Source organism: Streptomyces sp. NPDC002845, from assembly GCF_053591955.1.
Genome location: NZ_JBSFUU010000004.1, coordinates 220,674 through 231,891, shown reverse-complemented (window position 1 = coordinate 231,891; position 11,218 = coordinate 220,674). Strand labels below are relative to the sequence as shown.

General features: G+C 70.4%; 9 protein-coding genes and 1 pseudogene. 4 read left to right on the top strand and 6 right to left on the bottom strand.

Going from position 1 to position 11,218, the window contains the following annotated elements; translation table 11 throughout:
• Positions 1 to 133: 133 nt before the first annotated feature.
• From ACWD3C_RS04625 to ACWD3C_RS04605, 5 genes are all read right to left on the bottom strand, one after another.
• Positions 134 to 1,135: a TerC family protein gene (locus tag ACWD3C_RS04625; protein ID WP_451140021.1), complete on the bottom strand. Its 1,002-nt coding sequence runs from the start codon at positions 1,133 to 1,135 to the stop codon at positions 134 to 136.
• 284 nt (positions 1,136 to 1,419) lie between these two features.
• The gene (locus ACWD3C_RS04620; RefSeq protein ID WP_451140019.1) at positions 1,420 to 3,396 is read right to left on the bottom strand and encodes a TerD family protein; all 1,977 of its coding nucleotides are present in this window, start codon (positions 3,394 to 3,396) and stop codon (positions 1,420 to 1,422) included.
• Positions 3,397 to 3,442: 46 nt separating this feature from the next.
• Positions 3,443 to 4,021 (bottom strand): TerD family protein, encoded by a 579-nt coding sequence (locus ACWD3C_RS04615; protein ID WP_451140017.1) that lies wholly within the window; start codon positions 4,019 to 4,021, stop codon positions 3,443 to 3,445.
• Positions 4,022 to 4,181: 160 nt separating this feature from the next.
• On the bottom strand, positions 4,182 to 6,320 hold the full coding sequence (uvrB, locus tag ACWD3C_RS04610) for an excinuclease ABC subunit UvrB (RefSeq protein ID WP_451140015.1): 2,139 nt from the start codon (positions 6,318 to 6,320) through the stop codon (positions 4,182 to 4,184).
• A gap of 40 nt (positions 6,321 to 6,360) precedes the next feature.
• Positions 6,361 to 7,227: an MHYT domain-containing protein gene (locus ACWD3C_RS04605; protein ID WP_451140013.1), complete on the bottom strand. Its 867-nt coding sequence runs from the start codon at positions 7,225 to 7,227 to the stop codon at positions 6,361 to 6,363.
• 426 nt (positions 7,228 to 7,653) lie between these two features.
• On the opposite strand from ACWD3C_RS04605, the pseudogene ACWD3C_RS04600 reads away from it, so the two are divergent.
• Both ACWD3C_RS04600 and ACWD3C_RS04595 read left to right on the top strand, forming a co-directional pair.
• Positions 7,654 to 7,894 (top strand): annotated as a pseudogene (locus tag ACWD3C_RS04600) (glycerophosphodiester phosphodiesterase family protein); the annotation flags it as partial.
• Complete coding sequence (locus ACWD3C_RS04595; RefSeq protein ID WP_451140011.1) at positions 7,891 to 8,445, top strand: methylated-DNA--[protein]-cysteine S-methyltransferase; 555 nt, start codon at positions 7,891 to 7,893, stop codon at positions 8,443 to 8,445. The pseudogene ACWD3C_RS04600 and the gene ACWD3C_RS04595, both read left to right, overlap by 4 nt.
• A gap of 374 nt (positions 8,446 to 8,819) precedes the next feature.
• On the opposite strand, the gene ACWD3C_RS04590 is transcribed toward ACWD3C_RS04595, so the two are convergent.
• On the bottom strand, positions 8,820 to 9,248 hold the full coding sequence (locus ACWD3C_RS04590; protein ID WP_451140009.1) for a VOC family protein: 429 nt from the start codon (positions 9,246 to 9,248) through the stop codon (positions 8,820 to 8,822).
• A 66-nt stretch (positions 9,249 to 9,314) separates the two neighbouring features.
• Between ACWD3C_RS04590 and ACWD3C_RS04585 the strand changes: the two genes are divergently transcribed.
• Both ACWD3C_RS04585 and ACWD3C_RS04580 read left to right on the top strand, forming a co-directional pair.
• Positions 9,315 to 10,253 carry a pseudouridine-5'-phosphate glycosidase gene (locus tag ACWD3C_RS04585; RefSeq protein WP_451140007.1) on the top strand — a complete coding sequence of 313 codons (939 nt, stop codon included), beginning with the start codon at positions 9,315 to 9,317 and terminating at the stop codon, positions 10,251 to 10,253.
• On the top strand, positions 10,238 to 11,170 hold the full coding sequence (locus ACWD3C_RS04580; RefSeq protein ID WP_451140033.1) for a carbohydrate kinase family protein: 933 nt from the start codon (positions 10,238 to 10,240) through the stop codon (positions 11,168 to 11,170). Before ACWD3C_RS04585 ends, ACWD3C_RS04580 begins: the two co-directional genes overlap by 16 nt.
• The last annotated feature ends 48 nt before the right edge of the window (positions 11,171 to 11,218 follow it).

Sequence of the window (11,218 nt, the reverse complement as noted above, 5' to 3'; positions counted from 1 at the left end):
TGTCGTGTTCTCATTGGGGTTCTGTCCCCTCGGCCGGGTCATCGCGCTCCCCACCAAGCGGGGGTGGGGGGGGGGGGTCGGGATCCCCCCCCCCCACCGCTCCCGGTGATGGTTGTTCCTCCGCCCGAAGCGGTCAGGCCTCGATGCTGTCCTTCGGAGCGCCCTCGGCCTTCTTCCGCGCCGTCTCGGCCGCCGCCTGCTTCTTGGAGGCCATCAGGCTGGTGATCGTGGTGATGACCAGGACCGAGCAGATCACGCCGAGCGAGACCGGGATGGAGATCTCGGGGACGTGGACGCCGGACTTGTGCAACGCGTGCAGCACCAGCTTGACGCCGATGAAGCCGAGGATGACGGACAGGCCGTACGAGAGGTGGACCAGCTTCTTGAGCAGGCCGCCGATGAGGAAGTACAGCTGCCTGAGGCCCATCAGCGCGAACGCGTTCGCCGTGAACACGATGTACGGGTCCTGGGTCAGACCGAAGATCGCCGGGATCGAGTCGAGGGCGAAGAGCACGTCCGTCGTGCCGATCGCGAGCATCACGACCAGCATCGGCGTCATGACCCGCTTGCCGTTCTGCTCGATCCACAGCTTGGTGCCGTGGTACCGGTCGGCCACGCCGAAACGCTTCTCGGCGGCCTTGAGCAGCTTGTTCTCCTCGTACTCCTCCTCGGGCTCGTCCGCGCCGGCCTCCTGGATGAGCTTCCAGGCGGTGTAGATCAGGAAGGCGCCGAAGATGTAGAAGACCCAGGAGAAGTTGGAGATGATCGCGGCGCCCGCGGCGATGAAGATCGCGCGAAGCACCAGGGCTATCAGCACACCGATGAGCAGGACCCGCTGCTGGTACTGCGAGGGCACCGAGAACTTCGCCATGATCAGGACGAAGACGAAGAGGTTGTCGACGCTCAGCGACTTCTCGGTGATGAAGCCGGCGAAGAACTCCCCGGCGGGCTGCCCGCCGCCGAAGGCGAGCAGGCCGAAGCCGAAGAGAACGGCCAGGACGATCCAGACGACCGTCCAGATTCCGGCTTCCTTGATCGATACGTCATGGGGCTTGCGGCCGATGAAGAAGTCGACCGCGATGAGCGCGGCCAGGCCGACGATGGTCAGGACCCACAGGGTCGTGGAAACTTCCACTGCGCCTCCGGCAGTACGAAACGGCAAATGGTCAGCGTCGTCGCTACCGGAGGTCTCTTCCACCCGGTCCACCCGGGCGTCCGATACGCCTGGTGCCACCGGGCCGACGCCCCGGGATCTGGCCTGATCCGTATTGACGGGTGCGCCGCAGCAGGTAGGGAGTACTCCCCTCCGTGCGGACGAGAGTACCTGAATCACCAAGGAAAGGTAAAGAGCTTGGTAAAAGGAGACTCAAATCACCAGTTCAGGGCTGCTTTACCTGGTCTTGGTGAGTGGTGGTCGGGTCAGCGGTTCCAGGAGCGGCGGGCCGTCGCGACCTGGCTGAGGACCTGCTGGAGGACCTGACTGCCGGGCGGGACGAGCGCGGGCTCGTAGGTCCAGGCGTGGCCCACCCAGGGGTCCGCGAGGTGGTCGTCGGGGACGGGCGTGAGTCGCATCAGCGAACGCCACAGCGGGTCGAGCAACGGCCCGTAGGCGGAGGCGTCCTCCCGGTCGGCGACCATCATCAGGTGGACGCCCACGGCCGGGCCCTCGTCCGCGAGGTAGCGCAGCTGCGTCACGGCCCGGTCGTCGAAGCCGTGCGGGAAATCGTTGACGATCAGCAGTTGTTCGGCCGTGTCGAGGTCCGGCGGGAGGGCGTCGGGTGCGCCACCGCGCACCGCCATCTGCACCAGGTCGACGCGCTGGGTGAGCCGGGCCAGGACGTCGGCCACGCCCGCGGCGCCGACCGCGGGCGGGCCCGCGAGCACACCGGTCTGCACCAGTGGCGCCAGCGCGGAGACCCCGGAACCGGCCGGGTCGATGACATGCACGGTGAACTCGCCCGGCGGGTGGACCGCGAGAAGCCGGGCGGCGAGGGCCACCGCGGTGTCCAGGGCGAGGCGGCTCAACCGGGCGGAGTCCACGAGCGAGCCGTCGAGGGACCCGGCACGGCCGCTGTCGACCCACAGGCCGCGCTCCAGCGGCAGCCTGACCAGCAGAGGTATCCGCAGGCTCTCACTCTCGGGCAGATGGAGGTCGCCCAGGCGCAGGGCCATGGGGATCTCCATCGGCACCCGGTAGCCGTGCCAGACCGGGTTGTCCCAGCGCGCGTACGCCGGGGGCAGCGCGGGCTCGACGACGTCCACCTCGGCCCTGAGCTGGGCGAGGTCCCGGTCGAGCGCCGCCCTGGCCTGGTCGACGAGCTCGACGTGCCTGGCACGGGCCGTCTCCCGCGCGGCGTCGCCCTGGCCGCCGATACGGCTGCGCGGGTCGGACAGGACCTTGTCGAGCTCCTGCTCCATGCGTGAGTCGGCGAAGTCGACGGCGCTGCGGTACGCGGCGGTGGTGCGGGCCAGGTCCTCGAACATGCCCCACACCTGGTTGTAGAGCCGCTCGTCCATGGACCAGCCGGTCGCGTCCCCGGCGACGGGCTGCGCGGACTGCCCCGGCTGGGCCGGGGGCACGGTCGGCGGGGGCGGTGGCGGCGCCGCGGTCTGGCGGCCGGGGTGGGTGTAGTTGACGGAGCCGCCCTGCGGCGCCGGATGGCCGGGCTGCGTGGCGTCCTCCGGGCCGGAACCGCCGTACGGGCCCTGCTGCGCCGGTACGTTTCCGGGGGCGCCCTGGGGCGTCGCGCCGCCATGGGCCTCGGGGCCTCGCGCGGGCGCGGCGGCGTGCCGGGAGCGGTCGGCGTCGTGCGTGCGGGGCGGGGGCGCCGCCACCGAGCGGGCCAGGCCTTGGACGACCGCCTCGTTGATACCGGCCGCGAGATGCTGGGCCTGTGCCAGGCCCTGGTCGGTGAGGAGTTCGGCGAGGCCGCCCGCGTAGCCCTGGCCGACCGCGCGGACCTTCCAGGCACCCTGCCTGCGGTAGAGCTCCAGGGCGATGACGGCGGACTCGGACTCCAGGCCCGTGACGGTGTAGCTGGCGACCTCGGTGCCGTCGAGGCCGGTGACGGCGACGAAGGGGGCGGCGACGGCGCCGAACCGGACCGGGCCGCCGACCCCGGAGGGCAGCGCGAGCAGCACGCTCACCCGGTGCACGGCCTCGGGCAGGGCGTCCAGGTCGAACGCCAGGCGGTGGTCGGCCGCCGCCTGCCTGGAGACCTCCAGGCCGGGCAGTGTGGGCGCGCCCGGGTGGGCCACCCACTCCACGCCGTGCACCTTGCCGTGCTCGTCGCCGAGCGTGGCTCCGGCCACGATCGGCTTGCCGGCCGAGACGCGGACCTCCAGTCGGACCTCGGGGAGCGGATGGTTCTGCCCCCGGACCAGCTCGGCCGTCATCGCCTTCGTCCCCCTGTGTCGCTTCGTCCGCGGTGCGTCGGGCTGCCTACAGGACCGGCAGGATCGTCGGCATCAGGTCCTGGAAGGTGCGGCCGTTGGCGGGCGCGCCGATCGCGGTCATGTTCCAGCCCGTGCCCGCGCGGTGCACCTTGGCCATGATCTGAGCGGTGTACTGCCCGCCGCCCGCGAGCGTGTACCGGGCGAGCTCCTGGCCGTTGGCCTCGTCGACCAGTCGGCAGAACGCGTTCTGCACCTCCTGGAAGGTCTGGCCCGTGAAGGAGTTCACGGTGAAGACGATCTGGTCGATGTGGACCGGGACGCGCTGCAGATCCACGAGGATGGCCTCGTCGTCGCCGCCCTGACCGACACCGCCGACGAGGTTGTCACCCGTGTGGCGTACGGAGCCGTCGTCGCTGACGAGGTGGCGAAAGAAGACGACGTCGACCGGCTGCTTGTCCGCGAACAGCACGGCGGAGGCGTCCAGGTCGATCTCCCGGGTGCGCGAGCCGAACAGCCCGCGCCGCGGGGCGGCCTGCCAGCCGAGCCCCATGCGTACCGCGGTCAGCGTGCCCCCGTCGTTCTTCTGCAGACTGATGGCCTGACCCTTGGTCATGTTGACCGTCACGCGCTGTTCCCCTCTCGAACTGTCCCCTGTTGCCGCGGACTCCGCGGATGACCAGCACCCTACGGTTCGGCACTGACAGTGCCGAACCCTGGGTCGCACTTTGTATCGGTCTTGCAACACTGCGCGCCCGCGCCGGGGGCCATTTCCGGCCGCGGGACACTCAGGCCAGGCCCGCCTCCTTCATCTGCCGGAGTTCCTTCTTCATCTCGGACACCTCGTCGCGCAGCCGGGCCGCGATCTCGAACTGCAGGTCGGCGGCGGCCGCGCGCATCCGCGCCGTCAGCTCCTCGATCTGCTCGGCGAGGGCAGCCGCGGGACGGTCGGTCGGGACGGTCTCCTTGACCTTGCCCTTGGCGGGCCCCGCGCCCTTGGCCGCCTTGCCGCCGAGGGCGGGCACGGGAGCCTTGGCGCCCTTGCCGTCCTTGGTCTTGCGGTAGCCCGTGCCGAGCAGCTGCTCCGTGTCGACGTCCTCGCGGGCGATCTGCGAGACGATGTCGTTGATCTTCTTGCGGAGCGGCTGAGGGTCGATGCCGTTCGCCTTGTTGTACGCGACCTGCTTCTCCCGGCGGCGGTTGGTCTCGTCGATGGCCTTCTCCATCGCCGGGGTGATCTTGTCGGCGTACATGTGGACCTGGCCGGAGACGTTGCGCGCCGCGCGGCCGATGGTCTGGATGAGCGAGGTGCCGGAGCGCAGGAAGCCCTCCTTGTCGGCGTCGAGGATCGCCACCAGGGAGACCTCGGGCAGGTCGAGGCCCTCCCTGAGGAGGTTGATGCCGATTAGGACGTCGAACTCGCCGGAGCGCAGCTCGCGCAGCAACTCGACGCGTCGCAGGGTGTCGACGTCGCTGTGCAGGTAGCGCACCTGGATGCCGAGCTCCAGGAAGTAGTCGGTGAGGTCCTCGGCCATCTTCTTGGTGAGGGTGGTGACCAGGACGCGTTCGTCCTTCTCGGTGCGCTCCCGGATCTCGTGCACCAGGTCGTCGATCTGCCCCTCGGTGGGCTTGACGACGACCTCGGGGTCGACCAGGCCGGTGGGGCGGATGATCTGCTCGACCTGACGGTCGGAGCGGGAGAGCTCGTATGTGCCCGGGGTCGCCGAGAGGTAGACCGTCTGCCCGATGCGCCCCTGGAACTCCTCCCACTTCAGGGGGCGGTTGTCCAGCGCGGAGGGCAGGCGGAAACCGTGGTCGACGAGGGTGCGCTTGCGGGAGGCGTCGCCCTCGTACATCGCGCCGATCTGCGGCACCGTGACGTGGGACTCGTCGATGACGAGGAGGAAGTCGTCCGGGAAGTAGTCCAGCAGCGTGTTGGGCGCGGAGCCGGGCTCCCGGCCGTCGAAGTGCATCGAGTAGTTCTCGACGCCGGAGCAGGAGCCGATCTGGCGGAGCATCTCGATGTCGTACGTCGTGCGCATCCGCAGGCGCTGGGCCTCCAGGAGCTTGCCCTGCTTCTCCAGCTCGGCGAGGCGCTCGCCCAGCTCCTTCTCGATGTCGTTGACAGCCCGCTCCATGCGCTCGGGGCCCGCTACGTAGTGGGAGGCCGGGAAGACGTACAGCTGCTGGTCGTCGCTGATGATCTCGCCGGTGAGCGGGTGGAGCGTGGAGAGGGCCTCGATCTCGTCGCCGAACATCTCGATGCGGACGGCGAGCTCCTCGTACACCGGGAAGATCTCGATGGTGTCACCGCGGACGCGGAAGGTGCCGCGGGTGAAGGCCATGTCGTTGCGCGTGTACTGGATGTCGACGAAGCGGCGCAGCAGGTCGTCGCGGTCGATCTCGTCGCCGACCCTGAGGGGGACCATCCGGTCCACGTACTCCTGGGGCGTACCGAGGCCGTAGATACAGGAGACCGAGGCGACCACGACGACGTCGCGGCGGGTGAGGAGCGAGTTGGTCGCGGAGTGGCGCAGGCGCTCGACCTCCTCGTTGATCGAGGAGTCCTTCTCGATGTAGGTGTCCGACTGCGGGACGTACGCCTCGGGCTGGTAGTAGTCGTAGTACGAGACGAAGTATTCGACGGCGTTGTTCGGCAGCAGTTCCCGGAACTCGTTCGCCAGCTGGGCGGCCAGGGTCTTGTTCGGCGCCATCACCAGGGTGGGGCGCTGAAGCTTCTCGATCATCCACGCGGTGGTGGCGGACTTGCCGGTGCCGGTCGCGCCGAGCAGGACGACGTCCTTCTCACCTGCTTCGATGCGCCGGGCGAGCTCGGCGATGGCCGCGGGCTGGTCGCCACTCGGCTGGAAGGGACTGACGACCTCGAAGGGCGCCACCGTGCGTTCGATCTGGGATACGGGCCGCATGGAATCAACCGTACGACCCCCCACTGACAACGGGGCCCGGTCAGCGGTTCTGCGGGGTGCGGGAGCGGGGGTGGCGGGAGTGCGGGCGGGGGCGGGTGGCCAGGCGCCGGCCTGAGTGCGCGACGGTGGCGTGGGCCGGGATGCCGGGGCGCTGCTCGACCTGGTTCCAGTCGGGCTTGCCCATGACGATCAGCGGGTCGAACATCACGACGACGCCCGCCAGCAGCAGGAAGGCGAGCGGGCCGACCAGCATCGGGGCGAGCAGGGCGGCCGGGGAGTCGCCGGCCGGGGTGGTGGTCGCACTGTGGAGGTGGACGCTGAGGGCGGCCATGCCCGTGTAGTGCATGCCGCTGACCGCGAGTCCCATGACGAGGCTGGCGCCGACGCTCCACAGGAAGCCGCGGACCTGTCCTGCCGCCCACAGGGAGACGGTGGCGGCCACGACGGCGATGACGACCGAGGCGGCGACGGTGAGGGTGTTGTACTCGAGCTTCCCGTTGAGGCGCATGCTGGCCATGCCCAGGTAGTGCATCGTGGCCACGCCCAGGCCGGTGATGGTGCCCCCGGTGAAGAGGGCCGCTCCGGTCGCCCCTCTGTGACCGATGATGAAGATCCCGATGCCGACCATGACGATCGCGACGGCGAGACTCGCGAACGTCATGAGCTTGTCGTAGTGGATGGGGGTCTCCTGGACCTTGAACCCCATCATCGCGATGAAGTGCATGGTCCATATCCCGGACCCGATCGCGGCCGAGCCCAGCGCGAGCCAGCCGGCCCGCCACGGGCCGACGACGCGCATAGATCTGGTGGTACAGCGGAGCCCTAGCGCACCGCCGAGACAGGCCATGAGGAAGGCCACCAGCGGTGTGACGAGTCCGTAACTGAAGCCGTCGACCGTGCCCTGCATACGCGGCTGCCCTCCCCGCCCTGTTGCTTCCGTGAATTCTTGTCGTGCCCCCACCCCCAGGACCGCACCGGCGGCCGTGATTGTGGCAGAGAGTATGACTCCCCCGGAATGGTCGAACGATTTTCCGGCAAAGAATCACGTCCTTGCCCCACTTGTGCGGCGCTCGTGAGCGGGCTTGGGCAACTCCATTCAATTCATGGCCATTCTGCACCCCCTTCCGTTGACCCTCTGCGGTCACTCTTGACCCGTCCGTGATCGCCCGACGCCAGGAACACGCACGCACGTGCGCGCCGTTGCCACGGCGACCACCGCGCTCTTGCGGGTCTTGGCCCTCCTGCTCCCCACCTCCGCCACTCAGGCCGACCCCCAGGGTGACAGCCCACTCGTCGTCGCGCACCGCGGGGCCTCCGCGTACGCCTCCATAAGCTGCGTCCCGGCGTCAGAACCGGCTTCCACGCGCTCGACGGGCCGCACGGCGAGCCCTGGAGGTCCTCACCTGGACCGTGGACGACGCGACCGACGCCCGCGCCGGGTGGTCGACTACGGCGTGGACGGGATCATCACGAACAAGCCCGACATGGTCCGGGACGCGACACAGGACCGACGAAGCCCTGTCGCACGACGGGGCCGGGCCTTGTCAGTGGCGCGCCGTACGGTGGTCGCATGAACAGTCATGAGCGGTACGAGCAGCAGGTCGTATGGGCGGTGGTCGGCACGGACATCGGTCCGCTGCTGCTGGCCGCGACGCGCGAGGGCCTGGTGAACGTGGTGTTCCACGCCACGGACGCGGTGCGTGACAAGGCGCTCGACGGGCTCGCATCCCGGCTCGGGACCGAGCCCGTCGAGGCGCCCGGTTTCCCGCTCCTGGCCGAGGCGATACGCCAGGTCGAGGCGTACTTCGCGGGTCGGCAGCACGATTTCGAGCTGCCGCTGGACTGGTCGCTGATATCCGGCTTCAACCGCCAGGTGCTGCGCGAACTCGCCGCCGGCGTTCCGTACGGCTCGGTCGTGGGCTACGGCGACCTCGCCCGGCGGGTGGGGCAGCCCGGCGCGGCCCAGGCGGTGGGCATGGCCATGGGGGCCAACCCGCTGCCGGTGGTGGTGCCGTGCCATCGGGTCGTCGAGAGCGACGGCGGCATCGGGGGATTCGGCGGCGGGCTGGAGACCAAGCGGAAGCTGCTGGCGCTGGAAGGGGTGCTCCCGGAGCCGTTGTTCTGAGGCAGCCGTTGTTCTGAGGTGGTGTGCCCGCCGCCGGTGACGGCGGCAGGCGATACGTGTCCCGCGCGGAGGGTGGCCGGAAACCGTATGCGGCAGCAGACTCCGCCATGCGCACAGCCGCTGGCGTCCGAAGTCACGAAGCCCCTCAAGCCGGGCGCGGCGGAGGTCAGGACCATCGGCTACCGACGCTCGAACTCCAGGACGGGCCGGGGGTGGCATCCGAGAACGTCGGCCGGTCGTTCTCAACCAGGGCGCCAGCCGCAAGTATGTGCTCAACCCGCACGGGGCGCTGGACGGCGTACGGCCTGTCTGAGGCCGCGGGGGAAAAGGGGGTGCCCACGCGCGCGGGCACCCCCTTTGGAACGCCTCCCCCATTACTCGTAATGCCGTGCCTCGAAGACGTTGCCGTCCGGGTCGCGGAAGTAGAAGCTGCGCCTGGCCTTGCCCCGGGCTCCGAAGGAGTCGTACGAGTAGTCCGACACGGGTACGTCGCGCTCCTCCAGGTGGGTGCGCAGCGCGTGGAAGTCGTCCTCCGGCAGGGACAGGCAGACGTGGTTGACCGGGTGTCCCGCGCTCTTGGCGGCACCGGGGAGCATCTTCATGTGCTCCGCCGTGGCCAGCGGCATGAGGTCGAGGATGGTCTCGTCGTTGACGCGCACCGAAGGGAACGGCGCCTCGCCCGTGGTGAATTCGGTGAGCCTGACGGGTGCCATGCCGAGCGTCTTCTCGTAGAAGCCGGCCGAGGCCACCGGGTCCCGCACCCACAGGACGACATGGTCGAGACGTGTTGTGTTGTCGGTCATGCACCCCAGGCTGGTGGCGTCCCCCACAGGCCGCAAGGGTTTGGCCGGGTGCGCCGCCCGCCAGAGATGAGGGAAGAGCGACAGACAGGAGGCAAGCGCGTGCTGGTGGTGTCCGAAGAGGTGCGCGAGGCGCTTGACGCGCGTCGACCCGTGGTGGCCCTGGAGTCCACGATCATCGCGCATGGGCTGCCGCGTCCGCGCAACCTGCAGGTGGCGCTGGAGCTGGAGGACGTCGTACGCCGGGAGGGCGCCGTACCGGCGACGATCGCCGTGCTCGACGGACGGCCCCATATCGGCCTGGACAAGGAGCAGTTGGAGCGGGTCGCGAACGAGGACGGCATCCGCAAGCTGGGCCACCGGGATCTGCCGCTCGCGGTGGCCTCGGGGGTGAGCGGCGCGACCACCGTGTCGGCGACCGCGCTGCTGGCGGCCCTCGCGGGCGTACGGGTGTTCGCGACGGGCGGGCTCGGCGGGGTGCACCGGGAGTGGACGGTGACCCAGGACGAGTCCGCCGACCTGGGGCTGCTGGCGCGCACCAGGATCACGGTGGTGTGCGCGGGCGTGAAGTCGATCCTGGACGTGCCGGCGACGCTGCAACGCCTGGAGACTCTGGGCGTCGCCGTAGCCGGGTACGGCACCGAGCGCTTCCCCGGCTTCTATCTGTCCGACTCGGGGCATCCGGTGGACTGGACGCTCGGTTCGCCGGGCGAGGTCGCGGAGGTCATGCGGGCGCAGGACGCGCTCGGCGGTCCGGAGGCGGCGCTCATCGTCGCCAACCCCGTTCCCGAGGCGGAGCAGCTCGATCCCGGGCTTCACGCGCGCGTGCTCGCCGACGCGCTGCACGCGTGCGAGGCGGAGGGCGTCACGGGTCAGGCGGTCACGCCGTTCCTGCTCGACTATCTGGTGCGGCAGACCGACGGCGCGTCGCTGCGCGCGAACCTGGCGGCGGTACGGGGGAACGTACGGCTGGCGGGCCGGATCGCGGCCGCCTGGTCCGGGGGGTGACCGAGGTGGCCGGGTCGGGCGGGGCACTGCTCGTCGCCGGTGATGTGATCACCGATGTCGTCGCCCGGCATCGCGGGCCGCTCGCCGCGGGCACCGACACGGTGGCCGCCATCCGGACGCTGCCGGGCGGCGCGGGCGCCAACGTGGCGTGCTGGGCGGCACATGAGGGCTGCGCGGACGTACGGCTGCTCGGGCGGGTGGGAGAGGACGCGGCCGTGTGGCACGAGCGGGAGCTGACGGCCTCAGGAGTACGCCCGCACCTCGTCGTCGATCCGCGGGCGCCGACCGGAACGGTGATCTGTCTGGTGGACACGGGCGCTTCGGCCGAGCGCACGTTCCTCACGGACAGCGGGGCATCGCTGCTGCTCGACCCAGGTGACTGGTCGGACGCGCTGCTCGACGGGGTCGCACGGCTGCATCTGTCGGGCTACCTGTTCTTCTGCGAGCCGAGTCGGGCGTTCGTGGCGGTGGCTCTGGAGGCGGCACGCGCGCGTGGGGTGCCGGTGAGCGTGGACCCGGCGTCGGCGGGGTTCCTCACGAAGTGGGGGGTGGACCGTTTCCTCGCGCTCGCCGAGGGCGTCGACGTGCTGCTGCCCAGCCGTGACGAGGCGTACCTGCTGACCGGGCTGCCCGATCCGGCGGACGCGTCGGCCAAGTTGAGCCGCCACGTCCCCCTGGTGGTCGCCAAGCAGGGCCCCGACGGAGCCCTAGTGGCCCGCTCGGGGGCCGTCGAGGCGCGTGTCCCGGCGGCGCCCGCCGCGCCCCTCGACACCACGGGGGCCGGTGACGCCTTCACCGGTGCGTTCCTCGCCGCGCTGCTCACGGGCGCGGACGCCGTGGACGCGGCGGCGGCAGGGTGCAGGGCGGGGGCGTCGGCGGTGGAGAAGGTGGGCGGGAGGCCGCCGACGGCCCGGTGAGAGTCCGGGGTGGGCGTCGGCCGGTGCTTCGTGGACCGCGGTTCCCGC